Consider the following 23885-nt stretch of genomic DNA (forward strand, 5'->3'; position numbering starts at 1 on the left):
GGAGCCGGCGGCGGCGCCGCTGGCGGTGGGGCGGGCGCGGGCGCCTCGACGTACACCGTGCGCGGCGGAGCCTGCGGAGCCTCCTGCACGACGGGGATCGGGGCCTTGATGGTCTCGGCCGGCGGCGGCGGTGGCGGTGGCGGCGCCTCGACCGGCTGGGCTTCCCGCTGCACCGACGGCGGCGGGGCCGGCGCGATCGTGCTCGGCACGATCGCGCTCTGTCCCGGGCTCGGCCGCTGGTCGGCCGTCGGGCGGATGCTGACCGCCAGCGAGATGACCAGCGCCACCACGCCGACGACGAAGATCGACGTCAGCGCGCTGCCGACGAGAAGGAAGGGCTTGCGCTCCTCACCCGCCACCTGAATGTCGGTCTGCGGCTCGTCATCGTCGAAGGACGGTTCGCCGCCGTCGAACGGCGCCATCTGGGTCTGCGCGGCGGCCAGCGCGGCGTAGGCGCTGCCCGCGGTGGGGCCGTCGGGATCCTGGGAGTAGGCCAGCCCGACGGTGGATGCCTCGAACGCCGGGGCGTTGGCGGCGGCCAGCGCGGCGCCGCGGGCCAGCGCGAGGTCGGGTTCGTCCGGCGCGCTCACGGGCAGGCTGACGAGATGTTCGAGGTGGTTCTTCACCGAGGTGATGTCGACGCCGGAGCCGACGACGAACATGGCCTGCGGCGGCGACTCCTGCGCGTCGACCGCGGCGGCCATCTCGGCGAGCACGGCCATCGCGTCGCCGCTGTGCAGGGTTCGGCTGAGCACCTTGACGACCGACCCGTCGTCGGTCTGCACGACCGACAGCGTCGCAGTGTCGCGGTCGATGAAGAACAGCGCGGTGGTGTCGTATCCGACCGCTCGGCCCACCGCCTGCGCGAGCGCCGCAGCGGCGTGGCCGTCGGAGACCAGCATGACGTCGTCGATGCCACGGGCGGCCAGCCCTTCGCGCAGCGCCGAGGCTTCGGTGTGGTCGCTCCAGGTGACACCGATCGCTTTGAGATGGTGTCCGCCGGTTTCGGCGCTCTCCTTGGTGCCCAGCACAGCATCGATCACCTGGCTGGGCGCGCTCGACGTTGCCGAGCCGGGTTCGTTCGTGACGTCGAAGACGTCGTGGTCGACGGTGACGCCGTCGGCCTTCTCGCCCTCGACCAGCACCATGCGGACCGTCGTGGGTGTCATCGACACACCGAGAACGATGTCCACTGACCCTCCAAAACTATTTGCTACGCTGTCTAGGTCTTCGCTCCGCCCCGCTTTTCACACAAACCGGCGACTAGTACTTAATCGGCCCAAACGGCCTCGGCGTTACGTTCTAAAGTGCCATTAGCTGATGGCGATTAAGTTGATGTCGGCACTTCGACCCTACTCGGATCAACGGGCGAGCGCGCCAGCCCGTTCACTCTGCTCCCAGGGCGCGAAAAATTCGCCTCGAGCCGCCCTCTCCGCCTGGCCGGCGTCAGCTCGATTTGAGGAAGTTCTGATACGACCGCGACGGCGTCGGTCCGCGCTGGCCCTGATACTTCGAGCCGACTTTGGCGCTGCCGTAGGGGTGCTCGGCGGGGCTGGTCAACCGCAGCAGGCAGAGCTGGCCGATCTTCATGCCCGGCCACAGGATGATGGGCAGGTTGGCGACGTTGGACAGCTCGAGCGTGATGTGCCCGGAGAAGCCGGGGTCGATGAAGCCCGCGGTGGAGTGGGTCAGCAAGCCGAGACGGCCCAGCGATGACTTCCCCTCCAAGCGGCCGGCGAGGTCGTCGGGCAGGGTGCACAACTCCAGCGTCGACCCGAGCACGAACTCGCCGGGATGCAGCACGAACGGCTCCCCCGGTTCGGGCTGCACCAGGCTGGTCAGCTCGTCCTGCTGAAGGGACGGATCGATGTGGGTGTAGCGGGTGTTGTTGAACACCCGAAACAGGTTGTCCAGGCGCACGTCGATGCTCGACGGCTGGATAAGGCTGTCGTCGAACGGGTCGAGGCCCAGCCGCTCGGCGGCGATTTCGGCGCGGATGTCGCGGTCGGAGAGCAGCACCCGACGAGCGTAGCCGCTCGGATGTTAGCCTTCGTGCTCAAACAGGCCGGTGTAGTTCAATGGCAGAACATCAGCTTCCCAAGCTGAGAACGCGGGTTCGATTCCCGTCACCGGCTCCAATGTCGCCGCCGGCCTAAGGTCGTTAGCCTCGGCGATGTGGCTATCCCGGCGCTTGATCTGCTGCTCGGTCCGGAAGGCCCGAACGTGCTCGCCGCCGCGATCGCCGAATACGACTGCCAACTGGAGGACCTACGCGCGGCCGAGGTCAACGTGGACCCCTCGGGTGCCGCGATCGTGGCGTATGTGGCGGGGGTGCGCCGCGCCGACGGCACGGTGACGACGGAATTTCTCGGCGCCACAACCGGAAAGCGGATTCCGCCGGGCGCGGCCGTCGTCGCGGGCGAGTACCGCGGCGAGCACGTCGAGGTCGGGATCTGGGCCTGGCCCCGCGATCCCGCCCTACCCGCACTACCGACGGCGAGCGCCCCTGCCCTGCTGGCCGAGCTGTTCCGCGAGTTCGGGCTGAGCGAGTCGTCGTCCCTCGACATCCGCCCACTGCGGTACCTGCCGTCGCGGCACGCCGTGCTCGAGGTGCACGACGGTCGCTTCCGGTGGTTCGTCAAGGTGGTGCGGCCCTCGGCGGTGGCCGATCTCTGCCATCGTCATGACCTCACATTCCGCCATATTCCCGTTCCCCCGGTGCTCGCCTCGACCGCGGATGGTGTGATCGTGCTGCCCGAAGCGCGCGGAACTGCCCTGGACTCGCTGATCACCGACGGCGGCGCCGCGCTGCCCGCACCCGAAGCGCTGGAATCGGTCCTGGACGCGCTGCCGGACGAACTGATGTCGCTCGAGCGGGAACCGTCACATCTGGAGCTGGTCGAATACCACGCGGGCGCGTTGCGGTGCGCGGCCACCGACGAGCCCGCGGTGCTGGCCCGGCTCACCGACGTGGTGGAGGCACTGCTCGAGGTCGAAGCCGAGCGGGAGGAGTTGGTGCCGGTCCACGGCGACTTCCATGAAGGCCAGCTCTTCGCCGAAAACGGGGTCGTGACCGCCGTTCTCGACATCGACAGCGCGGGGCCCGGAGAACGCTCTGACGAGTGGGCGACGCTGCTCGCGCATTTGTCGGCGGTGGCGCTCGACGACACCAGCACCGAAGTGGCCACCCGGTACGCGGACGCCGCCCTCGCCCACGCGGAGCGGCGGGTGGCGGCTCGACAACTACGACAGCGGACGGCGGCGGCGCTGGTCGGGTTGGCCACCGGGCCGTTTCGCCTGCAGCATCCCCACTGGCCCCGGCATACCGTGGACCTGCTGGACGTGGCGATGCGATGGCTGTCGGGTACGACGTGAAAATCCCAATCTGCGCCTTGCAGCCCTTGGTGATTCGCGCAAAACTGGACTGTGGGCCGGGGGAGCGAAACGACCGGGAAGCGAAGGGAAAGATCAGTGGAACGACCGGCCACCTGGAAAGTCGTGACCATCGGCGCGGCCCTCACCAGCCTGAGCGTCGCGGGCGTCGGCACCGCCCAGGCAGACAATGGAGCTAGCGTCCCCGCCCCCGCTTCGATGAGCGCGGGCGAACTCAACGCGCCGCTCCGCCCGCACGGGACCCCTCACTGGTCACCGTGGAGACATCACTGGACACCGTGGAAAGTCGTGCGGAGCCCGTGGAAGTGCGTGCACAGCCCGTGGAAGTGCATCCCGCGGTGGTGACAGCGGGCTGATCGGCGCGGCGGTGCCGGCAGGCTCCACGATCTCGATTCGGCGACGGGGGCGCGTCGCTGGCGTCGCGGTGGTGACGCGACCGTTAGATTCCTGATCACTATGACAACGATCTCGTGGGTCTTTCGCACCCTGGTCGCCGCCGTCCCGCCTGCGTTCGCGGCCGTCGCCCTCGCCGGCGCAGCCGCCGCCGACCCGCCGCTGCTCAACGGCGCATACAGCGAAGTCGACGGCGACCCCATGAACGTGTGGACCATCTCGACGAACTGCGGTCCTGCCGGCTGCACCGGCACGGTCTCCAGCAACGAGGGCTGGCAGACCCCCACCACGCTGTCGGGCGGCCGATGGAACTTCACGGTTTCCAAGCCAGGAGGCCTGATCTGCGACGACGGACACTACGAGCCCGCCGTGGTGTCGATGTCGGTGGATCCGGTGACGCTCAGCGGTGTCATGACATCCGACTCCAACTACGGCTGCGCAGGCGGAATCGTCACCCACGCGCCGTTCCAGCTGCAGAAAGTCGGCTGACTGCTCACCCGTTGAGAAACTTCCAAGAATCCGCAGGGTATCGCCAGTTCAGACCTTGTCGCACGGGGTTTCTGCGTGTGTGAATTTGGTGAAATTCCACCACCGGAGTTTTCGACGCCGATAGTCTCGACACCTCTATTCGAAGAGGTGCGAAATGTTCGATCTGCCAAAGTCAACCAGCCGATTTCTCAGCGCTGCCGCGCTCGGCGTCGCGCTCGCTGCGGCACCCGCAATGGCCGCGCTGAACCAGACGCCGTCACAGCCGCTGGCCGAACCCGCATGTGTCGGAGCCGAATCCGTTGTCGACGGCACGCCGACGTGTGTCCCCGCGCCCCCACCGCCTGCGGCGCCTGAAGCGCCCAGCAACACCGGGGTGGACTCACAGGAGCACGACGCCGGGCATCACTGAGCCCGAAAGTGCGTGCAGCACTGAAGGATTCGATATCCGCCGTGAGTCAGCGGAGGTAGACCTCGTCGCCGTCGGGGAAGCCGCCGCCGATCGTGGTGATATGGACGTGGTCGAAATGCCCGTGTCCGGACCCCTTCGCACCGTCAGGTGTGTAATACACGCCCCGCCAGATCACGTCCTGTAGCCCGAACCGTTTCGCGTTGCGCAGCGCGTACCAGACGATCTCGTTGCCGAGCGCGATGCCCTCGGCGCTCATCGGGTTGGGGATCATCACGTCAAGCGCCAGGCCGTTGGGATGCCAGCGAAGTGAGTCCGGTCGGACTCCGCCGATGTTGCTGATCTCGGGAAACGCCTCACTGATGGCGCGCGAGGTCAGGATCGTCTTGACCTGCAGCCCGTGCTCCGGCGCCACGCCCGCAGGCAGAGACCGATCCACTATCCGCAGTCGCGACGCCGCGAACACCTCACCGGGAGGCGGCGTCGCATCCGGTTCGTCGACGATGAACGGCGGGGCGGTCGGCGGCGCGGCCACCAACTCGACACAGCACGGCGTGGTGTTCTCGACGTTCTCCTCGACGGGCGCGGCGACGGGCTTTGCGACGACGGATTCCGCGTCGCGGCTGGTCTCGGCGGGCGAATGGACGTCGCCCCCCACCGCGAACAGCACCGCGGCCGGGGCGATGATCGCAGCCACACCCATCGGCGGCCTCCGCCGCTTCGTGGCTAAGGAATGGCGACCCACGGGCTGCAGCCTATATCAATTCGTTACATTTGCTGCAACCAATGGCACCCCCGGCGGACGAACGCGCAGGTCAGACAGGGGACAATCGACTGATGGCGGGACTGCTCGAGAACAAGGTCGTCATCGTCGCCGGTCTCGGCGGCATCGGCAACGGCCTCGCACGGCGCTTCGCCGACGAGGGCGCGTTGCTGATCCTGGGCGACCTCGACGCGGACCTGGTGAGCGGCGTCGTCGCCGACATCGACCGGCCCGGACGGATCCGCGGTGTACCGCTGGACGGCGCCGACGAGGACTCGGTCGCCGCCATCGTGAAGTTGGCCGTGGACACCTTCGGCCGCCTCGACGGCATGCACGTCAACTTCGCCAACACCGCCGACGCGTACCTTCCCGGTGGTGTCGTCGAGCTGCCACTCGAGGTGTTCGACGATGTGATGCGGGTCAACGCAAGAGGTTTCGTGATCTGCGCCAAGCACACGATACCGGCGATGATCGACAGTGGCGGTGGCTCAATCGTTTTCACCGCGTCGGCAGACGCGTACAACGCCGCCAGCACCCGGGTCTCATATCAGATGAGCAAGGCCGCCGAGCTCGCGTTGATGCGCCACATCGCCCGCAGATACGGGCCGAAAGGCATCCGCGCCAACGCGATCGCACCGGGTCTGATCTGGCATTACAAGTTCGACGAGCAGCCGATGCCCGACGGCGTCGTCGATCAGGCGCGAGCACGCCAGATGATCAAGTCCCGCTTCGGAGCACCCGATGACGTCGCCGCGCTGGCCGCCTTGCTGCTCTCCGACGACGGCAGCTTCATCACCGCCCAGACGATCAGCGTCGACGGCGGCCTGACGTTTCGGCCCTGACGGGCCTGGATACCGCCTCTGGGATGAGGGGTAGTCTCTTTGGCGATCGCCAGCGGGATGGGGGCTTGACCATGAACCTCGTGCTGGGTCTGTCGATGACTTCCAGCGCTGTTCGTTGGGTGCTTGTCGAAGGCACGACGGGCGAAGGTGACACCGTCGACCGCGGCGCCTGCGACCTCACCGAGGCCGTCGAACCCGAGGACCTGCTGGACGTCGTCCTGGCCAACGATCTCGAGGGGCCCATCCACGCCATCGGTGTGACCTGGACAAACGAGTCCGAAACCGTCGCCTCCGGCGTGTTGGACGCGCTGGCGTCACGTGGTTTCGGCAACGTGATCGCTGTCTCCGAACTCGAGGCCGCCGACGCGCTGGCGGCGGGCGTTGCCGACATCGGCGGCTACGACGACCTGGCCGTATGCATCTGTGAGCCCGATGCCACGGTGGTCGCCGTGGTCAGGCCCGCCGGTGTGACGGTCGACCGCGTCGCCCGGCCTGCCGACGGTGCCGACGCGGCGGAGAGTGTGCTGGCGCTGTGGCAGCTCGACGAGTGGCACCCGGATGCGGTTTTCGTGCTCGGGTCCGCCGAGGACCTCGACGCGATGATGTCCGGGCTCGCCGAGTCCACCGAGGCCCCGGTCCTGTCGGCGGCCGGCGCCGATCTGGCCCTCGCCCGCGGCGCGGCGCTGGCGTCGGCGCGCGCGGTCACCGGGACGGCACCGGCGGCGCCGAGGTTGCCGTCGAAGGTCGGCGCGTTGGCGTCGGTCCTCGCGGCCGCGGTGGTGACGTTCGTCGTGTCGCTGTCGGTCGCCGTCGGCCTGAGCCTGTCGCACGGCACGCCGTCCGAGTCGCCGCAGGCGGCGTCCGCGGCGAACCCGGTCGACGAGCCGGAAGGCGCCGCGGCGGCTTCGGAGCCGACCGAGAAGAAGGTGTCGACACCGGCCGAGGCCCGCAAGGTGGTCGCGCAGACCATCGCGGTCGCGGTTCCGCCGCCGCCCGCGGCGCCCGTCGCCGAACCGGTGTACGATCCGCCCGAATACGTGCCGCCCGCCCCCGAGTTCACCCCGCCGGCCCCGGAAGCGCCGGCCGGCCCGGCTCCGGCGTATGTGCCGCCACCGCCTCCGCCGGCCTACGTCCCACCACAACAGCCGGCCTACGTTCCGCCGCCCAAACCGCGGCTCCGTGACCGGATCATCGAGCGGATTCCGATCATCAACCGGTTCCACGAACCGGAATATCCGTACCCGCGCTAACCCTCGGGGCAGGCCGCCGGCGCATCGTCGCGGACCGGCCGGTCGGCGGGCAGCGTGTAGGTGACCACCGCCTCGGCGTGCTGCGCCGTCTCGTTGAAGACGACGTGCGGAACGCCGGCCGGGATGAAGATCGCCTGGCCCGCGCCGAACGCCGTGGACGCACAGTCGGACGCGGTCCGCACGCGCATGATGCCGTCGTTGATGACCGAGTACTCCGGGCCCGGGTGCGTGTGCCATCCGCTGCTGGCCGCGGGGCCGAGCACGATGTTCTGGACATGAAGCGTGGTGGGCTGCCCCACCGCGACGATGGCGATCGGGGCGTCGGTCGTGCCTTCGGCCAAATCGGTGCGCTGGACGTCACCCTGGGCCGGGGTGGCCCCCGCCGACGGCGACATCACAACCATCAGCATGATCGCGGCCGCGCCCGCGAATACGGATCGTTTCGCCAGCATGCGTCGGCCTCCTCAGGGCACCGGCGGATTGGGATTGTTGGGCACCGGAATCGGGATCGACCCGATGCCCGGCACGACCAAGTGGGTCGTGGTCACCGGGGCGGCCGTGGTCGTCGTGGTCGTGGTGGTGGGCGTGGTCGTCGTGGTGGTCGTCGGCGAAGTCGTCGTCGTAGTGGTCGTGGTCGTCGTGGTGGTGGTCGTGGTGGTGGTCGTAGTGGGCGGCGTCGTGGTTGTGGTGACCTGGGTCGTCGTCGGCGGCGGCGGTGCCTGGGTGGTCTCGGGTGGCGGCGGGTCGCTGGTCACCGTGACGGTCTCCACCGCCGGGCCGGGCGGCGGCGCGGCATCGGTCGGCGGCAGCGGCGAGGCGGGAGGGTTGGGCGCTGCGGGCGTGGGCGGCGCCTCAGGGGTGCTGGCGCTGTCCGTCGCGCTGGTGAGCGCGAACGCCACCCCGCCGACGGCGATCAGCGCGACGGCGGCTGCCACACCGAAGACCAGCACGGGAAGCCGTTGCCAGATGCCGGGCTCTTCGATGGGACCGGTCGGCGGCACGTACTGCACCGGCGGGCGCGACGCCGTCAGGCCGGTGTCGTAGGACTCCGCGCCGGTGTATGGCACCGGCTCTTCGGCACCGTCGTCGTCCTGCGACCAGGCCAGCGCCCCCATCGTCGATGACCCCGGCGCGTCGGCGCCGACGGGCGGGACCGGAGCCACCCCGGTTCGGGCGTCCACCAGCGGGGCCGGCGCGACCCCGGTTTCGGCGTCGGCGGCCACCCCGTATGCGGCGTGCAGCGCGGCGCCCACCGCGGCGTCGAACGCCGGCTGTGGTGTGGTGAGCACGGGCGCGCTCGTGTGCTCGGCCAGGCGCCGGCCGATCAGCGGGATACTCGCACCCCCACCGACCGCCGCCACCGCGGTCAGATCGCTTGGGTCAATTCTGTTGCGCCGCAAAGTATCGTCGAGCGCATCCAGCACTCCGGTCAGCGGTTCGGCGAGCAGCGACTCCAGTTGTGAGCGTGACACCTCAACGGTCGACCGGTATCCCGGCAGCTCCGCGACGATGTCGGTCGTCGTCTCCGTCGACAACCGCTCCTTGGCGCGCCGACATTCGTCGCGCAGCACGGTCAGCGATCCCACCGCGGCGGTGCCCGCGGGATCGGCTTCCCCGCTTCGCCCGACCTCGCCGAGCACGAGGCCCAGTAGCGTCTGGTCGATCTGGTCACCGGAGAACTCCGCATAGCGCGTGGTCTCGTCGATCGGCTCGAACCTCGCGCCCGCGTCGGCCAACGTGATGCTGGTACCGCCGCCACCGAAGTCCAGCAGCGCGACGACTCCCTGCGCCGTGAGGCCGGGGTTGACGTTCAGCGCGGTCAACGCCGCGACGGCGTCGGAGAGCAGGCGCGGGGGCCTACCGTCGGGCGCCAGCACGGGACTGGCGCGCATCGCGGTGCGCAACGCGCGCAGCGGCGCGGGTCCCCAGTGCGCGGGAACCGCGACGGCGATGTCCGCCGGTGACTGATCCCCGCCGGCCTGGACCATCGCGGTCAGCGCATGGACCACCAGTTGTTCGGCCGAATGAGACGTGCCGTCGGCGGCCACCAACGGCACGGCGTCGCCGACGCGTTCCACAAAACCGCTCAGCACCGTGCCGTCGGAATGGGCCAGCACGGACCGTCGCGTCACAGGTTGATTGCCGACACGCGCCGCGACCAAGTTCGTCGTCCCGATCGACAACCCCAACGGGTCGCTCATAACGGACCACACGATAGCCGTGGAGCCTGGCGAAACCCGTCAGACACTCCGGTCCAACACCCTTCGGCCGTCACGGTTTTGGATGGAGGTGAACGGGTACTAGGCAAGCCATGACGTCACTGTGGCTAGCAAACCGAGACAACCGTGCGATCCCAGCCAATCCGATGGTCGACGCCGACCGCTCCGCCGACGTCGCGGTCGTCGGCGCGGGGATCACCGGGCTGATCACCGCCGTCCTGCTGGCAAGGGCCGGCAAGGACGTCCTGGTGCTCGAGGCCCAGTTTCCGGGCGCGGGCGCCACGGGCAACACCACGGCGAAGATCTCGCTGTTGCAGGGCACCAAGATGTCCAGGATCGTCAGCAAACACGGCGTCAAACGAGCCGAGCAGTACCTGGACGGCAACCGCGAGGGTTTGGAGTGGCTGACTGCGCACTGCGAGGCGCACGGCATATCGGTGCAGCGCGAAGACGCCTACACCTATGCCCAGTCCGAGAAGGGGCTCTCGTCTGCGCGCGAGGAGCTGGCGGCGTGCAAGTCCGTGGGTCTCGACGTCACTTGGGTGGACGAGGCGGACGTGCCGTTCCCGTTCGCCGGCGGCGTGCGGTTACCCGAGCAAGCGCAGTTCGACCCGATGCCGCTGCTGGACAGTTTGATCGTCGAGCTCGACGAACGCGGCGGCCGGCTCGCGCAAGGGGTACGGGTGCAGAAGGTTTCAAGCAGGGGAGCCGGGCTCGCGCTGACCGTGCGCACCAACGACGGTGCCGAATTCGACACGCACGCAAAGCAATGCGTACTCGCGACGGGTATTCCGATCCTCGACCGTGGCGGGTTCTTCGCGCGCCTGCAGCCGAATCGTTCGTACTGCATGGCCTACCGCGTGCCCGGCGACATCACCCGCGGCATGTACATCTCGACCGATTCGCCCACCAGGTCCGTCCGTTACGCGCCGACCGCCGAGGGGGACCGGCTGCTGGTCGGCGGCGCAGGCCATCCCGTCGGCCACCGCAAGAGCCCCGCATCGTCGGTGCAGGAACTCGACGCGTGGGCCAAGTTGCACTACCCCGGCGCGATGCAGACGAACTACTGGTCGGCACAGGATTACACGCCGATCGACGAGCTCCCCTATGTCGGGCCGATCCTGCCCGGCAATGACAAGATCTTCGTGGCAACGGGTTTCGACAAGTGGGGCATGACCAACGGCACGGCCGCAGCGTTGGCGTTGTCGAGTCGCATCCTGGGCGGGCGGATGGACTGGGCCGAAGCGTTCGCCAGCTGGAGCCCCCACGAGCTGTCCGGCATCCCCAAGGCGATGCAGCTCAACATGGAGGTGGGGCTGTACCTGGCGCGGGGCTGGATCACGCCGGCGACGCGGATCGGCGACCGCACCCCCGAAGAGGGCGGCGTGGTCAGCGGCCCGCCATGGGATCTGGAGGCCCGCAGTGTCGTCGACGGCGTCGAGTACCGGGTCTCGCCGGTGTGCCCGCATCTGGGCGGAATCGTCAATTGGAACGACGCCGACGAGTCCTGGGAGTGCCCGCTGCACGGGTCACGGTTCGCCCCCGACGGCACGCTGCTCGAAGGCCCGGCAACACGCAACCTTACTGCGGCGCAATAGGTTCGGCTTTATCGGGGACCAACTTGCGCATCACTGCCGAGCCCACCACTCCGACGACGATCAGCGCGATCGCGGGCGTGTCGGGCAGCGCGTCGGTCACCCAGCCGACGATGCCGACCACGGTGACGAACGGCGGAAACCAGTCGAAGGCCCCCGCGATCGACGTCTTCTCACCGGTGGCGTAGTCGGGATAGAACTCGGTGAACGACAGGGCGAAGATCATCGCCCCGATCGGCAGGATCCATGCCGTCCAGAAGTTGTCGTTGTCTCTCAGCACCGCATCGCCGTACACGCCGACGATGGCGGAGAACAGAAACGCACCGGCCCATGCCCCGGAGATGGCGTAGTTGATCCGCAGAAACACCGGGCTGTCCCAGTACTCCTGTGGCGTGGTGTCCTTCGCATACGCAAGCGTGAAGGGTCTGCGGACCAGCAGAGTGATGATCGCGAACGCCGCCAGCGCGACATTGCTCAACGCGCCCGCCCACAGCTGCAGCCACTCGATCGCGCGGTCGGAGGCCACCAGCCCGAGCACGGCGAGCACCCCGAAGTAGGCGACCGTGAACGCTTCCAGCAGATGCACAGGCACGCCGCGGCGGGCCCCCACCCACAGCGTCAGCAACGACAACGCCAGCGCGACAGACGCCGCCTCTTCGAAGCGGCCGGGACCGTTGAGGATCCCCATCAGAATCCACGGTGCGATGCCCGCGAGGGGCGATTTGACGTACCCGTCGACAAATTTCATGGTGGCACCTTATGCGCCGACGAGCGGTTGTGCTGCAATGTCGGCCATGGGTGACATCGACGAGATCAAACAAGTCAAGTACCGGTACCTGCGCGCACTGGACACCAAGAACTGGGACGAGTTCGCCGACACCCTCACCGAGGACGTGGTCGGCGACTACGACGCATCGATCGGCGAATCGCACCACTTCACGGACCGCGAGCCACTGGTGGAGTTCATGCGAACCTCCATGCCCGCGAACATCATCACCGAGCACCGCGTCACCCACCCCGAGATCAGCGTCGATGGCGACGTGGCGACCGGCACGTGGTACCTGCAGGATCGCGTGATCGTGCCGGACTTCAACTTCATGCTGATGGGCGCGGCCTTTTACCATGACGAGTATCGGCGAACGACGGACGGCTGGAAGATCAGCAAGACCGGCTATGACCGCACCTACGATGCGACGTTGTCGACGGAGAACCTCAACTTCAACCTCAAAACCGGTCGCGCGCTGAACATCTGAGAGCTACTTCGAGACCGCGATCAGCGCGCCCGGGCGCAGCCACTGCATGATCTTGACCAGCGTGGCGTCGTCGATCGCCACGCATCCCGCCGTCGGGCCGCCGTCGGTGGCGTGCAGGAAGAACGCGCCGCCGTTGCCGGGCACGCGGGCCTTGTTGACACCCATCACGACCGCGTGCACGTACTGCGGGATGTCGAGGTTCTCGGTGCCGCTGGCCGGGTCGGTGTCGAACGGGCACTGCGCCTTCTTGCACACCTGCATCGTGTTGTAGGTGGGGCTTTTCATGTCGCCGTCCCACCAGTGGTCCGGGCCGACCTGGACGTAGGGCAGACCCCCGCCGGGGTTGGGGGCGGTGCCGAACGCGAAGTCGAGGGTGAACACACCCATCGGGGTCTTCATCTCACCGTCGTGGGTCTGTGGCGCCATGCCGTTGGCGCCGATCCACGCGGGGATGCCGACACCGACGGGTTGCCAACCTGCCGGGGTGCGCTGGTAGACGTCCATCTTGGCTTTCGAACCGCCCACGCCCACAACGGAAATCACCTGGGTGGCGGAGCCGACGGAGTCGGCGAACCACGGCTGGGTCTGCGCATGTCCGAGCGGGGCGGTGCCGATCACCGCGACCAGGGCACAGATCAAGACCAGCAGCCGGCGCACCGGTCCATGCTAAGTGGCGGCGCCCGCCGTATCGAGCACGCCACGCAGTCATTCCGGCCATTTGGGCTGGTCGGCCGCGGCGATGTCGGCCCCGCACCGGGTCGAGCGCTGACCGCGGCGGCGGGGTCGCCGATCACCTCGACGTCGAGCACGCCGGACATCGTCGTTCTTGACAGGATTATTTGTCGATGGGTCTGGATAGGTAGACCGCATGAACTTGCTGCCCACACGACGGCATCGCGGCATCCGGCAGATCGGCCAGGGACTCGGCACGCTCGACCGTGAGGTGTTCGAAGCGATCGCGGATTCGCCCAGCCCACTGCTCGATGCGGTGATGCCCCGGCTGACCAGGGCCGCGGACTACTCGAAGCTGTGGCTGGCGATCGCGGCGGTGCTCGCGGCCGTCGGGGGGCCGTCGGTCAAGCGCGGGGCCACCCGCGGGGTGGCCAGCCTGGCGGTGACGAGCCTGCTCACCAACCAGGCGGCCAAGCGGGTGTGGAAACGCCCGAGACCGAACTGGGGTTTGGTGCCGTTGGCGCGCCGCGGCAGGCGAACGCCGACATCCAACTCGCTGCCGTCAGGTCATTCGGCGAGCGCGGCGGCGTTCGCCGTCGGCGTCGGGTTGGAGAGCCCACCGCTCGGTCTGGTGCTGGCGCTGCTGGCGGGACTGGTCGGGATGTCGCGGATCGCGACGGGTGCGCACTATCCCGGTGACGTCCTGGCGGGTTTGGGTCTCGGGGCCACGGTGGCCGTGCTGGGCGGGCGGGTGGTGCCGCCGGTGATTCAGAGCGAGATCCCGGCCGCCGACCCCTTGTGGGTGGGCGCCGCCAAGCGGCCAGACGGTGCGGGCGCGGTGCTGGTCGTCAACCCCGCATCGGGCGGCGGCACCGGGGCCGACGTCATCGAAGAGGTCCGAGAAGCCCTGCCGCGCACGGAGATCGTCGAACTCGGCGATGACGACGACGTCGCGGAGGCGTTACGGTCGGCCGCCGAGCGGGCTGAGGTGCTTGCCGTGGCCGGCGGGGACGGCACGGTGTCGTGCGCAGCCGGTGCCGCCCTCAACGCGGGCATCCCGCTGGCCGTGTTTCCCGGCGGAACCTTCAACCACTTCGCCAAGGACATCGGCTGCGACACCGTGGCCAAGACCGTCGAGGCCATCCGCCAGGGCACGGTCGCGTGCGTCGACCTGGTCTGCCTCAACGACGACCGCATGGTGATCAACACGGCGAGCATCGGCGCCTACCCGTCCTTCGTCGAGACCCGCGAGAAATACGAGCACAGAATCGGCAAGCCGCTGGCCAGCGTGTACGCGATGTACCACACGCTGCGACACGACGATCCCGTCCGCATCCGCTACGACAACAAGACGCTGCAGACGTCGCTGTTCTTCCTGGGCAACTCGACCTATCTGCCGTCGGGCTTCGCCCCGGCGCGGCGCACCCGCATCGACGACGGGCTGCTCGACATCCGGATCCTGGAGACCGGACGCCGGTGGGCCAAGCTGCGCATCCTCGCCGCGCTCGCGACCGGACGGCTGCAACGCAGCCCGCTCTACCACGAACTGCGGGTGCCGGAATTCAAGTTCACGGTGGTCGACGGCTCGACGGTGTTGGCCCACGACGGCGAGGTGGGCACCGAATGCGCCGAGGCCGCCTTCACCGTGAAATACCGGGTGCTTCCCGTATTTCGTCCGGCTGCGTGATCGGCCGCGTCGGCGACACCATGACGAGGCAGACCGCGAAATACGCGTACCCCAGCGCCCACCCGGCGAGCACGTCGGACGGATGATGCACGTTGAGGACCACGCGGCCCAGCCCGATCAAGACCACGATCACCACGCCGAGGACGACGAGCCATCCTCGAAGCGGGCGGCGCACAAGCGGTAGGACCACGGTCAGCAACGCGAGCACCGCCACTAGCACGCCGAGCGCATGGCCCGACGGGAACCCGGCGCTGAACGCGTGCACCAGCGCGGTGTCGGGGCGGGGCCGGTCGGCGGCCTGCTTGGCCGCCTCGGTGACGAGCCCGCTGAGTTCGACGGTGATGAGCAGAAACATCGCGATGCGCACGTTGCGCCGTAGCAGCGCCACGACGATCACGACGAGGGTGACCACCCGAAAAGCCATCGGCCCCAACACGGTGCAGAACACGTGCCATCCCAGCACCCAGCCGGGGTGGGCCTCGCCGTGGTGATAGAAGCCGTCGAGAAGCGCGGTGTCGAGCGCGGTGAGCCACCGCCACTGCTGGACGTAGCCGATCCACAGCAAGGCGTACACCGCGGTCGCCGCGACGGCCGAGCCGATCAGCCAGCGTCTGTGCCGGGTCACAGAACAAGCTCTACCATGGCTGCACATGGCCGTGTTTCTGCGCAGGCTGCTGCGCATCGGTGGGCTGCCGGCCGACATGCGCGACGAGGTCGAGGCCGAGGGCATCATCCACCTCGCCGAATACGTCCCGGTGACCCGCCGATTCAGCGGAAAGATCCCCGGCAAGCGCGCCAGCGGCGACATCGCCAGCTACGTGGGCTCGCTGGTGTTGACCAACGAGCGGGTGTTGGCGACGTTGTCGACGGTGCCCAAGCTCGCGGGCCGCACGGTCGATCAACGCTGGGATGCCGTGCAGGAGGGCACCGTCACCGCCGAGCTGTCCGAGACGGGCCTGTTCATCGAGGTCGACATCCACGCGGTGGATCCGCGCTGCGAGGGGCAGCTGTCCATGCACTACAAAGAACCGCTTCCCGAGGAGCTGTTGGTGCGCCTGCCGCGGCGGTCCCTGGCGTTCGATGTGCCGCCCGAATACATCTTTCGCACGGTCGGCGTGCCCTACCACCCCTGACTCTTTGCGCCGGGGGTTATCCGACTCGCGCCACCACGAAGATCCGCCGAAACGGAAAGAACGTCCGGCCGTCCGGGCGCATCGGATACGCCGCATCGAGCAGGGGGACGAGCTGCTCGCGGAACCGCTGCCACTGCGCGTCGGTGAGCCGGCTGCGCACCGGCCGCAGCGCGGTGCCGGTGATCCACTCCAGTACCGGATGCGGCCCGGTCAACTCGTGGATGTACGTGGTCTCCCACGCGTCGACGGTGCAGCCCGCGTCGGTCAGCAGCCCCGCGTACCGCTCGGGATCGTCGACCGGAGCGTCCGGAAACGCCACATCACCCAACAGCGCGGACCAATCCGCCCCGCGCGCCAGTTCACGGATCGCGCGGTGCGAGGGCGCGTCGAAGTTTCCCGGCACCTGAAAGGCCAGCCACGAGCCGGTTCCCAGCAATCGGGCCCATCGCACCAACAGCTCCCGGTGCCGTGGAACCCAATGCAACGTCGCGTTGCTCAACACCACGTCGGTGTCGGCTTGCGGCGCCCAGTCCGCGACGTCCCCGACGTGCGCGTCCAGCCCGCGGCCGCGGGCCTCCTGCACCATTTCCGGCGAGCTGTCCCACGCTTCGAGGACCGCCGACGGCCAACGCCGAGCCAGCGTCACGGTGAGATTGCCTGGCCCGCAACCGAGATCGACCACCCGGCGCGGCGCCTCCGTCGGCACCCGTGCCATCAAGTCGAAGAACGCGCGCCCGCGCTGGTCGGCGAACGTCAGGTAGGCGTCGGGATTCCACATGCCGCCAGTGTCGCCGACCGCGTTACCATGCGGAAGTGACCACTTCGGACGCCGCCCCGGTGGATCCGCCCATCCCTGTTCCCGATGTTCCCGGCGACGACGCCAGTTCGCGCGGCCTGCCGCGCCGTGTCGACCTCACGTGGCGTCAACGGCTCGTCGTCGACTCATCGGCAGTCGCCGACCTCGCATTGCGCACGACGATCGCGTCGATGATCGGCGCGTCGATGCTGCCCACGGTCGTCGGCGCCGCGTTGAAGTCACAATCCCGCGCGGAGCGCGACCAGCTGCGCTTCTACGCCGAACTGGCCAAGGAGCAGGACCCCCGGCTGTCGTTTCCCGCGCCGACGGACACACCGCGGATCTCGTCGCGGCCCGCCAATCCGGTCGCGGAGTGGATTGCCAAGGGCCAGGTCCACAACATTCGGTTCAACAGCAGTTTCGAGGCGGTCAACCCCGCGTTGCGCGACCAATGCCGTGCGTACCAACGCAACAACGTCGTGCACGCCCAGCACTGGCGCCACGACGACGGGCCGCATCCGACGCTGTGCCTGATCCACGGCTTCATGGGATCGGCCTACCTGTTCAACGGGTTGTTCTTTTCGCTGCCGTGGTTCTACCGGTCCGGCTACGACGTGCTGCTGCTCACGCTGCCGTTCCACGGCCGTCGCGCGGAACGGTTCTCGCCGTTCTCCGGATACGGCTACTTCGCGCACGGTTTCGCGGGCTTCGCCGAGGCGATGGCTCAAGCCGTGCACGACTTCAGTTCTCTGGTCAACTATCTCGAGTACACCGGGGTGGACCGGGTCGCGCTGACGGGGATGTCGCTGGGCGGCTACACCGCCGCGCTGCTCGCCTGCGTCGACGACCGCATCCAGACCGTGATTCCGAACGTCCCTGTGGTCACGCCGGATCGCACCGCTCAGGAGTGGTTTCCGGCCAACCAGGTCATGCGGTTACGGAACCTGCTCGCAAGCACCGCCGACGAACTGTCCGGCGCCGCAACGATGTATTCCTCGCCGTTGAACTACGCACCATTGGTTCCCAAGGAGCGCCGCCTGATCATCACTGGACTCGGCGATCGGCTGGCCCCGCCCGAGCAGGCCGAGATGCTGTGGGAACACTGGGATCGCTGCGCGTTTCACTGGTTCCCGGGCAACCACGTGCTCCACGTCAGCCAGCCGGACTACCTACGGCGGATGACGCGCTTCATGCGGCCGTTCATGCTCGACTGAGGTCGCTGGACGACCCGACCCGCCAGTCGATTCGCTCCAGCAGCCCCTCCGGCAGCGGGCCGGCCGGCGTACCGAGCCGCTCCGCGGTCCGCGGGTCCAACGCGCTGAGCAAGGGCCGCTGAATGCCCGGATGCGCGACGAGGCCGCTCAGCGGCACACCGCGCACGGCCTTCGGAGTACGGAAGGCGCACACCGCGGTGATGGTGGGATGTGTTGCGGTGCCGCTGAACTCCAACGCGGTCCAGGTCTCGGTCGGCCGCGACCACACCTCGCTGAGCCGGTCGCCGAGCCGGTCGTCGACAGGGATGCCGTATGCCGACACCACACCGTGGTCGTCGTGCACGCCGCGCCACTTCTCCCGGCCCGCCCCCGCAGGGGGTTCGGCCACATCGACGATGGCGGCGGTCAGGCCGGTCTCACGAAGGTGGTCGGCCAACCGTCGGCCGACGACCTCGGTGGTGGCCAGCAACGGAAGATCGGGCGAGCGTGCCATCAACGCGGTGAGGTTGTCGGCGGCGTTGAGCGTCATGCTGATCCACGTCGTACGGACACCGGCCTGATCCCGGCTGGTGACACGCACCTTCTGGCAACGGACCCCGACGCGCTCGACGTAACCGGCCACCAGCGGCAACGACAGCCCCACCGCGTCGGGATCCTCGATCCGCAACAACACCGTGGCTTCGTTGGAAGGCTGCGGTTTGGGTTTGGAGTGGTTACGGCGCCACACGGCCAGTCGTCGCGCGATCCTGGTCGTCAGGAAAAGCCCACGCCACCAGGCGAACACCACGATCACCACGGCCGCCGCCACCCCGAGCACCCAGCGGTCGGTGGTCGACGGCCACGGATAGGCCATCACCGCCGCAACGACCGCCAGTAGCGCCAACGCCAATCGAATGGTCACGTCGAACCCCTCCCAGATGCGGCCTCCGCCGCGGTGTTTCGCTTGCGGTGCGCGACGACGGCGGCCGTCACGGCGGCCAGTGCGGCCAGCACGGCGGTGCCGACGAACGCGATCGTGCGCGGGGTGGCATCGGTCGGCGGCGGCTGCGGCGGCGCGGCAACGGGTTTCGGTTCGGCCGCCGCGCCGGCACCGGTGCCGCTGACGTCCCATGTCAACGCCGCGACCGGATCGACCAGACCGGCGCCGGTCAGGTTCGACGGCGCGCGCGCTGCGCCTTGCGCGCTCGCCGTCAGCCGCTCGATCACCTGCTGTGCGGTCAACTCGGGAAATCGGCTGCGCACCAACGCGGCAGCGCCTGCGACGTAGGCAGAGGCGAAACTCGAACTGTTGAGGCCGAACAGCTCGCCCCGGTCGTTGGGCAGCGCGTTGGCCAGGCCCCCGCCCTCGGCGTTTCCGACGGAGGTGATGTTCTCGCCGGGCGCCGCGATGCCGACCCACGGGCCCGCCATCGTGAAGTCGGACGGCTGCCCCGCGGTGTTCACCGATCCCACCGACAGCACGAACGGCTGCCACCAGGACGGGATGGACACCGACGTCACACCCGCCCAGTTGCGCGGATCCTCGGGACGGCCGGGATCCGAGAGCGGATTGGACGGACACGCCGACCCGGGATTCAACCCGGCGCGGTTGTTGCCCGCCGCCGCGACGATCACCGCGTCCTTCTCCACCGCGGCGTAGCGCAGCGCCGCCCCGAGCACGTTCTGGTCGACGGTCTCGTTCGCCGGTAGGCAGGTGACCGCGGAGATGTTGATGACGCGGGCGCCCAGGTCCGCCGCGCGGACGACGGCTCGGGCCAGCGTCGCGACGTCGTGGGCGACGCGTGCGGTGGCCGGGTTCTCGCCGGTGTCGCGCGGCGCGAACCGCGCCGAGGTCGAGCGAATGGCCAGCACCCGCGCACCCGGTGCGACGCCGGAGAATCCGTCGGGGCCGGGCTGGCCGGCGATGATACCGGCCACCAGCGTTCCGTGTCCGTCGCAGTCGAATCGACCGTCGGTGGACTCGACGAAGTCGCCGCCCGGTTCGACGTTCGGCAGCCGGGGCCCGGGCTGGACGCCGGTGTCGATGACCGCGACGAGTTGGCCTTCACCGCGGCTGAACGTCCAGGCGTCGCCGAGGTCGAGCATCGCCTGGTTCGGGTTGACCACACCGGGATCGGTGCCGGGCAGCACCCCGCTGACGACGCACTCGCCGCGCTGGGCCATCGGCTGCACCGGACCGGGGCTGCCCGACGGCGGCGGCACCGAGGAGTCGACCTGCGGTGGGTTGATCGCCAGTGCCGCAGGGCAACTCATCACCGCGACGGCCAGCGAAGCCGTCGCCGCGGCGAACACGGGTCGCAGGGCGCCAGGAATCACCGACGCCTCATCGGTTCAGGACCCAGGCGAACAGCCCGACCAGATAGGCCAACACCGGGATCAGCGAGGCGTCGACGGCCGAGGCCAGGAACCCGACCAGGCGACGCACCGGCAGCGAGTAGGTGTCCGGCGAAGCCACCCGCGGGAACAGCGCCGCGAGCACCAGCACCGCGGTCGCCGCGGTCAGCGCCGCCAGCGCCCACCACGCCGCTGTGTAGCGGCCGTCCGCGATGAACACGCCCAGGAAGGCGACCGCCGTCAGGAACGGCTGGCTCAGCAGCCACGCCTTGCACGGGGCCGAGTCCCACACCCTGGCCTTCAGCACCGTGCCCAGCGCCACCGCCCCGACGATGTACCACGCCCAGTTCGAGACACCCTGCGGCGCAGCCAATATCACCGCGCCCGCAGTGATGAGCAGGACACCGCCGGCGATGAACCCGGTCTGGTGCGAATCGCTGATCCGCACCCGGCGCGGCAGGTCCCGAAGCACGCTGATCGCCGGTGCCGACGGGGCCGGGTCCCCGGGGGCGGGGATCACCGGCACGGGCAGCCGCGCCCACAACGCCGACAGCTGCGGCGCCTGCACGATCACCAGCAACGCCAGCACGATCAGTACCGAGCTGATCACGACGGAGTTCAACTCCCCGATCGAGGCGGCCGCCGCGGTGATCAGCGCACCCAGCCCGACGACGCCGGCCGCGGTGAACAGCGCGATATGCCGCTCGGCGACGGTGATGGAGACGATCGACCACGCCGTGACACCGGCGCCGGCGAGCAGCACCTGCGACGGCCCGAACTCCCCCGGCACGGCGAGCGCGAGCGCCGCGGCGATCGGCGCCAATGCCGTCACCGACATGGCCGTGGCGAACCGGGGAAATGGGGCCCTGGTGAGAAGAGCGGCCAACACCGCGAAGATCGCGATGGCCGCGGCCGCGAACAGGCCCGCATCGCCACCGTTGACGATGCGATGCGCTGTCGCCAATCCGGTGGCGACCACGGTCAGCGCGATCACCGCAAAGCCCGCGCCTCGTGCGATGTGCTCTGCACCCCATGGTTTTTCCCGCGCGGCGGAGAAGATCACCGACGCGTCGCCGATGTCCTCGACGATTCGCGGCGCCGCGGGGCCCGCCGGGATGGGCTGCAGGGCGAGCAGATCGCCGTCGACGACGCCGACGGTGTCCAGTGTCGCGTCGAGGCTGAACGGCGCGCCGCCGATCGGCGCGAGCGAGAGCGGCGTCGGTGTGTGATCACCGTCGCCGTCGTCGGGCATCGCCATCCGCCGTACGGCGGGCAGGATCTCGCGCAGCGGAAGCGCCGTGGGCAGCACCATGTCGGTGATGCGCCCGCCGTCGCCGTCGCCGACGGCGAGTACGGCGACGCGAACGATCGACATCGCCTTCATCGATGCGCTGCCGTTCAATGCACTGGGTGACGCCATGTCTGGTGTTCCGTTCTCTGGTCGAGATCGAAGTCTCGAGTCAACTGCAACTGCGGGAACCACGCGCCGTCGGGCAGCGTCGCGGTCAGCCGCTCGATCGCGGTCGCGATCGCAAAGGGGGTGCCGGAGGTGAACGTCGACACCCATTCACCGTCGAAGGCGCGCGACGGGTACACCAGCACGCGCCCCGCGCTGGTGTCGACCACGCTGACCCCGACGTCGGTGCTGACGCGGTGCCCGTCGCGATGGTCACCGGCCACGATCTCCACGTAGCTGCGGTCCGGTGCGTAGGCGGCCTCCACCACTGGCAGGGCGGTCGCCGGAAGACCAAGGAAGTCAACGACTTCGGCCAGTGTCGCGCCGTTGCGCAACTGCTCGTCGGCACGGGCACCGACGCGCGCGGGGATAGTGAACTCCTTTAACGAGGCCGGCGAGCGACCCGAAAGGCCGGCGGTCAACACCGGTACCAGCGCCTGCGGATGGTCGATGTCGAGCGCGGTGAGTGTCACCAGCCCTTCGCTGCGCAGCGCGACGACCGTGGGGTCGTCGTGGCCCCGCGCGACGTGTCCGCGCAGCATGTTGCCCGATCCGCTGACGAACCGCAGCTCCAGCCAGCGTCGCGGCCGACACGTCGTGGTGATCCACTGCCGGACAACGGGATTGATGACCCCGTCCTCGGTCATCAACCCCAACTCCGTCAACTCCGCGGACAGCCTGGCCGCCACCGCCGGACGGGCGGCGTGGTCGCTGTAGGGCGGCGTGATGGCGAGCACCCAGGGAAAGCTGCCGAGGTTCAGCGCATCGGCGATGAACCAGGCCTGCTCCGCGGTCAGTTCGGCGGCGTTAGCAGACACCGACGGTCAGCCACCCCACTTGGCGCCTTCGGCCGCGTCGCGGGCGCTCATCGACATGGTGTTGGTCTCGTGGGTGGCGGCCATGGCGCGATATGCGCGGACCAGCTCCTCGAGAGCGGCGTTCCACTGCGCCTGCCACGCCTGGTAGGTCGTCCCGGTGTCGCCCTGCCAGGCGGCGGCCAAAGCCGCTTGCTCGTTGGCGATGTCAGCGCCGATCCCGTGCATCGCGCCGGCGTAGCCGGCCATCTCCCCCGCATGCGCGAGCATCGCGGGGTAGTTGTACATGATCTGGGACATCAGATCCTGCCTCTCGTCAGTTCGTCGGTCAGATGGCGGTGTAGGTGCTCGCCGCGGCGGCGTCTTCGGCGACGTAGGTGCCTGCCGCGTCGCCGAGGTTGACCTGCGCGATGTCGAGCAGTGCGTTGATCTTCGCGGAGACCTCGATGAACCGGGCGTGCGCGGCCTGGAACGCGGCGCTCGACTCACCCATGTGGAACGCCTGGGCCGACTGGGCGGCCTGTTCGGCCTGGGCCATCGTGCTGCGCATCAACGCCGCCTTGGCGGCGAACGCGGCCTCCGATGAGACGAGCTGCGGAATGTGAGCGTCCAAGAGGCTCATGGTTTTTCCTTTCGGATTGTGGTGTCTTGGTGATCGGTCGGTCGTGTCAGGTTCGCGAGCCCCCTTCCGGATCCCAGTCGCCGGGCAGCAGCGGTTCGGTCGGTCCGCCGCCGAACGGGTCCCCGGCCAGTTCGGTCAGGCCGATCGCTTCCTCGGTTTCGGACTTGGTTGCCGCGCCCGTGAAACCGACTGCGCCTGCGCCCTTCTCGGATGCGCTCATCCGCGGCTTTCGAACCGGCTCCGGCGGCGTCTCCTCGTCCGGGTCGGGTTCGTAGTCCATGTAGGCGTCGGCGTACTGACGCTGGTGCACCGGCGCCGCACGGCGCCGCCGCGCCTTGCGTTTCGCCAGCGACGACGCCGCGGCCGAAGCCGCCGCCGACGCGGCGATGTCGGAGGCGGGCGCCTTGGCTCCGGTCCCTTCCCGCAGAGTGGGCGTGAAGCCCTCGTCGGGATCCGGTCCCGCCACGGCGTACGGCACGGCCGGTGCCGCCGCCGCGGCTGCCGCACCGCCGGCGGGGGCGGCACCCGCGGCGACCGATGCGGCAGGGGCCGC

At 69.0% G+C, this 23885-nt stretch carries 26 protein-coding genes and 1 tRNA gene; 11 read left to right on the plus strand and 16 right to left on the minus strand.

The features are described 5' to 3' along the window. Both MELE44368_RS20970 and dcd read right to left on the minus strand, forming a co-directional pair. A partial coding sequence (locus MELE44368_RS20970) for a DUF7159 family protein (protein ID WP_128110278.1) occupies nucleotides 1-1193 on the minus strand: 1193 nt, incomplete at its 3' end. Nucleotides 1194-1446: 253 nt separating this feature from the next. Further along, on the minus strand, nucleotides 1447-2019 hold the full coding sequence (gene dcd / locus MELE44368_RS20975) for a dCTP deaminase (protein ID WP_046753894.1): 573 nt from the start codon (nucleotides 2017-2019) through the stop codon (nucleotides 1447-1449). A 45-nt stretch (nucleotides 2020-2064) separates the two neighbouring features. Here dcd and MELE44368_RS20980 point away from each other — a divergent pair. The 4 genes from MELE44368_RS20980 (at nucleotide 2065) to MELE44368_RS20995 (ending at nucleotide 4684) form a co-directional block, all read left to right on the plus strand. After that, nucleotides 2065-2138 (plus strand) — tRNA-Gly (locus MELE44368_RS20980). A 37-nt stretch (nucleotides 2139-2175) separates the two neighbouring features. Next, entirely contained in the window at nucleotides 2176-3375 is a 1200-nt protein-coding gene (locus tag MELE44368_RS20985; protein ID WP_128110279.1) for a phosphotransferase, read from the plus strand. A 474-nt stretch (nucleotides 3376-3849) separates the two neighbouring features. Next, a complete protein-coding gene (locus MELE44368_RS20990) occupies nucleotides 3850-4275 on the plus strand; it encodes a hypothetical protein (RefSeq protein WP_128110280.1) in 426 nt (141 codons plus the stop codon). Between the two features lie 154 nt (nucleotides 4276-4429). Beyond that, complete coding sequence (locus MELE44368_RS20995; RefSeq protein WP_128110281.1) at nucleotides 4430-4684, plus strand: hypothetical protein; 255 nt, start codon at nucleotides 4430-4432, stop codon at nucleotides 4682-4684. A 46-nt stretch (nucleotides 4685-4730) separates the two neighbouring features. Here MELE44368_RS20995 and MELE44368_RS21000 read toward each other — a convergent pair whose 3' ends face one another. Then, nucleotides 4731-5426, minus strand: a complete 696-nt coding sequence (locus MELE44368_RS21000; RefSeq protein WP_082933405.1) for a VldE C-terminal domain-containing protein — start codon at nucleotides 5424-5426, stop codon at nucleotides 4731-4733. 92 nt (nucleotides 5427-5518) lie between these two features. Here MELE44368_RS21000 and MELE44368_RS21005 point away from each other — a divergent pair, with 92 nt between their 5' ends. Then, the gene (locus MELE44368_RS21005; protein WP_241566710.1) at nucleotides 5519-6286 is read left to right on the plus strand and encodes an SDR family NAD(P)-dependent oxidoreductase; all 768 of its coding nucleotides are present in this window, start codon (nucleotides 5519-5521) and stop codon (nucleotides 6284-6286) included. A 71-nt stretch (nucleotides 6287-6357) separates the two neighbouring features. Then, nucleotides 6358-7536 (plus strand): DUF7159 family protein, encoded by a 1179-nt coding sequence (locus MELE44368_RS21010; protein ID WP_128110296.1) that lies wholly within the window; start codon nucleotides 6358-6360, stop codon nucleotides 7534-7536. On the opposite strand, the gene MELE44368_RS21015 is transcribed toward MELE44368_RS21010, so the two are convergent. Together MELE44368_RS21015 and MELE44368_RS21020 are read right to left on the minus strand one after the other, a co-directional pair. Next, a complete protein-coding gene (locus tag MELE44368_RS21015; protein ID WP_128110283.1) occupies nucleotides 7533-7988 on the minus strand; it encodes a cupin domain-containing protein in 456 nt (151 codons plus the stop codon). The two genes, MELE44368_RS21010 and MELE44368_RS21015, sit on opposite strands and share 4 nt — an antisense overlap. Nucleotides 7989-8000: 12 nt before the next feature. After that, nucleotides 8001-9737 (minus strand): Hsp70 family protein, encoded by a 1737-nt coding sequence (locus MELE44368_RS21020; RefSeq protein WP_128110284.1) that lies wholly within the window; start codon nucleotides 9735-9737, stop codon nucleotides 8001-8003. Between the two features lie 110 nt (nucleotides 9738-9847). Here MELE44368_RS21020 and MELE44368_RS21025 point away from each other — a divergent pair, with 110 nt between their 5' ends. Beyond that, nucleotides 9848-11353 carry an FAD-dependent oxidoreductase gene (locus MELE44368_RS21025; RefSeq protein WP_128110285.1) on the plus strand — a complete coding sequence of 502 codons (1506 nt, stop codon included), beginning with the start codon at nucleotides 9848-9850 and terminating at the stop codon, nucleotides 11351-11353. Here the strand turns inward: MELE44368_RS21025 and MELE44368_RS21030 are convergent. Beyond that, entirely contained in the window at nucleotides 11337-12098 is a 762-nt protein-coding gene (locus tag MELE44368_RS21030; RefSeq protein WP_128110286.1) for a DUF3159 domain-containing protein, read from the minus strand. The genes MELE44368_RS21025 and MELE44368_RS21030 overlap by 17 nt on opposite strands. Before the next feature lie 46 nt (nucleotides 12099-12144). Here MELE44368_RS21030 and MELE44368_RS21035 point away from each other — a divergent pair, with 46 nt between their 5' ends. After that, nucleotides 12145-12603 (plus strand): nuclear transport factor 2 family protein, encoded by a 459-nt coding sequence (locus MELE44368_RS21035; protein ID WP_128110287.1) that lies wholly within the window; start codon nucleotides 12145-12147, stop codon nucleotides 12601-12603. A 3-nt stretch (nucleotides 12604-12606) separates the two neighbouring features. On the opposite strand, the gene MELE44368_RS21040 is transcribed toward MELE44368_RS21035, so the two are convergent. Then, a complete protein-coding gene (locus MELE44368_RS21040; protein WP_164890186.1) occupies nucleotides 12607-13260 on the minus strand; it encodes a L,D-transpeptidase family protein in 654 nt (217 codons plus the stop codon). Nucleotides 13261-13471: 211 nt separating this feature from the next. Between MELE44368_RS21040 and MELE44368_RS21045 the strand changes: the two genes are divergently transcribed. After that, nucleotides 13472-14962 carry a bifunctional phosphatase PAP2/diacylglycerol kinase family protein gene (locus tag MELE44368_RS21045; protein ID WP_128110288.1) on the plus strand — a complete coding sequence of 497 codons (1491 nt, stop codon included), beginning with the start codon at nucleotides 13472-13474 and terminating at the stop codon, nucleotides 14960-14962. Here the strand turns inward: MELE44368_RS21045 and MELE44368_RS21050 are convergent. Beyond that, nucleotides 14916-15587 (minus strand): phosphatase PAP2 family protein, encoded by a 672-nt coding sequence (locus MELE44368_RS21050; protein WP_241566711.1) that lies wholly within the window; start codon nucleotides 15585-15587, stop codon nucleotides 14916-14918. The genes MELE44368_RS21045 and MELE44368_RS21050 overlap by 47 nt on opposite strands. A 25-nt stretch (nucleotides 15588-15612) precedes the next feature. Here MELE44368_RS21050 and MELE44368_RS21055 point away from each other — a divergent pair, with 25 nt between their 5' ends. Next, complete coding sequence (locus MELE44368_RS21055) at nucleotides 15613-16095, plus strand: hypothetical protein (protein ID WP_128110290.1); 483 nt, start codon at nucleotides 15613-15615, stop codon at nucleotides 16093-16095. A gap of 16 nt (nucleotides 16096-16111) precedes the next feature. Here MELE44368_RS21055 and MELE44368_RS21060 read toward each other — a convergent pair whose 3' ends face one another. Next, nucleotides 16112-16873 carry a trans-aconitate 2-methyltransferase gene (locus tag MELE44368_RS21060; RefSeq protein WP_128110291.1) on the minus strand — a complete coding sequence of 254 codons (762 nt, stop codon included), beginning with the start codon at nucleotides 16871-16873 and terminating at the stop codon, nucleotides 16112-16114. Between the two features lie 35 nt (nucleotides 16874-16908). On the opposite strand from MELE44368_RS21060, the gene MELE44368_RS21065 reads away from it, so the two are divergent. Further along, nucleotides 16909-18105, plus strand: a complete 1197-nt coding sequence (locus MELE44368_RS21065) for an alpha/beta hydrolase family protein (protein ID WP_128110292.1) — start codon at nucleotides 16909-16911, stop codon at nucleotides 18103-18105. Here the strand turns inward: MELE44368_RS21065 and eccE are convergent. The 7 genes from eccE to MELE44368_RS21100 all read right to left on the minus strand — a co-directional run. After that, the gene (eccE, locus tag MELE44368_RS21070) at nucleotides 18092-19006 is read right to left on the minus strand and encodes a type VII secretion protein EccE (protein WP_241566712.1); all 915 of its coding nucleotides are present in this window, start codon (nucleotides 19004-19006) and stop codon (nucleotides 18092-18094) included. The genes MELE44368_RS21065 and eccE overlap by 14 nt on opposite strands. Next, complete coding sequence (gene mycP, locus MELE44368_RS21075) at nucleotides 19003-20358, minus strand: type VII secretion-associated serine protease mycosin (RefSeq protein ID WP_128110298.1); 1356 nt, start codon at nucleotides 20356-20358, stop codon at nucleotides 19003-19005. Before mycP ends, eccE begins: the two co-directional genes overlap by 4 nt. A 70-nt stretch (nucleotides 20359-20428) precedes the next feature. Continuing rightward, a complete protein-coding gene (gene eccD, locus MELE44368_RS21080; RefSeq protein ID WP_276051110.1) occupies nucleotides 20429-21859 on the minus strand; it encodes a type VII secretion integral membrane protein EccD in 1431 nt (476 codons plus the stop codon). Next, on the minus strand, nucleotides 21838-22713 hold the full coding sequence (locus MELE44368_RS21085) for an ESX secretion-associated protein EspG (RefSeq protein ID WP_128110293.1): 876 nt from the start codon (nucleotides 22711-22713) through the stop codon (nucleotides 21838-21840). The genes eccD and MELE44368_RS21085 overlap by 22 nt, the downstream gene beginning before the upstream one ends. A 6-nt stretch (nucleotides 22714-22719) precedes the next feature. Then, on the minus strand, nucleotides 22720-23010 hold the full coding sequence (locus tag MELE44368_RS21090) for a WXG100 family type VII secretion target (protein WP_128110294.1): 291 nt from the start codon (nucleotides 23008-23010) through the stop codon (nucleotides 22720-22722). A gap of 28 nt (nucleotides 23011-23038) precedes the next feature. Beyond that, on the minus strand, nucleotides 23039-23332 hold the full coding sequence (locus MELE44368_RS21095) for a type VII secretion protein EsxS (RefSeq protein ID WP_128110295.1): 294 nt from the start codon (nucleotides 23330-23332) through the stop codon (nucleotides 23039-23041). Between the two features lie 46 nt (nucleotides 23333-23378). Beyond that, nucleotides 23379-23885, minus strand: a 507-nt coding sequence (locus tag MELE44368_RS21100; RefSeq protein ID WP_457920266.1) for a PPW family C-terminal domain-containing PPE protein, incomplete at its 5' end; no start/stop codon positions are given.

Origin of the sequence: Mycolicibacterium elephantis DSM 44368, assembly GCF_004014805.1 — a bacterium.
Classification (GTDB): Bacteria; Actinomycetota; Actinomycetes; order Mycobacteriales; family Mycobacteriaceae; genus Mycobacterium; species Mycobacterium elephantis.

Coding starts and splice junctions, on each gene's coding strand:
- eccD (WP_276051110.1), bottom strand. CDS start 21,859: ATGGCGTCACCCAGTGCATTGAACGGCAGCGCATCGATGAAGGCGATG.
- mycP (WP_128110298.1), bottom strand. CDS start 20,358: ATGAGTTGCCCTGCGGCACTGGCGATCAACCCACCGCAGGTCGACTCC.
- MELE44368_RS20995 (WP_128110281.1), top strand. CDS start 4,430: ATGTTCGATCTGCCAAAGTCAACCAGCCGATTTCTCAGCGCTGCCGCG.
- MELE44368_RS21060 (WP_128110291.1), bottom strand. CDS start 16,873: ATGTGGAATCCCGACGCCTACCTGACGTTCGCCGACCAGCGCGGGCGC.
- MELE44368_RS21015 (WP_128110283.1), bottom strand. CDS start 7,988: ATGCTGGCGAAACGATCCGTATTCGCGGGCGCGGCCGCGATCATGCTG.
- MELE44368_RS21095 (WP_128110295.1), bottom strand. CDS start 23,332: ATGAGCCTCTTGGACGCTCACATTCCGCAGCTCGTCTCATCGGAGGCC.
- MELE44368_RS21090 (WP_128110294.1), bottom strand. CDS start 23,010: ATGTCCCAGATCATGTACAACTACCCCGCGATGCTCGCGCATGCGGGG.
- MELE44368_RS21030 (WP_128110286.1), bottom strand. CDS start 12,098: ATGAAATTTGTCGACGGGTACGTCAAATCGCCCCTCGCGGGCATCGCA.
- MELE44368_RS20990 (WP_128110280.1), top strand. CDS start 3,850: ATGACAACGATCTCGTGGGTCTTTCGCACCCTGGTCGCCGCCGTCCCG.
- MELE44368_RS21055 (WP_128110290.1), top strand. CDS start 15,613: ATGGCCGTGTTTCTGCGCAGGCTGCTGCGCATCGGTGGGCTGCCGGCC.
- MELE44368_RS21045 (WP_128110288.1), top strand. CDS start 13,472: ATGAACTTGCTGCCCACACGACGGCATCGCGGCATCCGGCAGATCGGC.
- MELE44368_RS21005 (WP_241566710.1), top strand. CDS start 5,519: ATGGCGGGACTGCTCGAGAACAAGGTCGTCATCGTCGCCGGTCTCGGC.
- MELE44368_RS21010 (WP_128110296.1), top strand. CDS start 6,358: ATGAACCTCGTGCTGGGTCTGTCGATGACTTCCAGCGCTGTTCGTTGG.
- MELE44368_RS21025 (WP_128110285.1), top strand. CDS start 9,848: ATGACGTCACTGTGGCTAGCAAACCGAGACAACCGTGCGATCCCAGCC.
- MELE44368_RS21020 (WP_128110284.1), bottom strand. CDS start 9,737: ATGAGCGACCCGTTGGGGTTGTCGATCGGGACGACGAACTTGGTCGCG.
- MELE44368_RS21035 (WP_128110287.1), top strand. CDS start 12,145: ATGGGTGACATCGACGAGATCAAACAAGTCAAGTACCGGTACCTGCGC.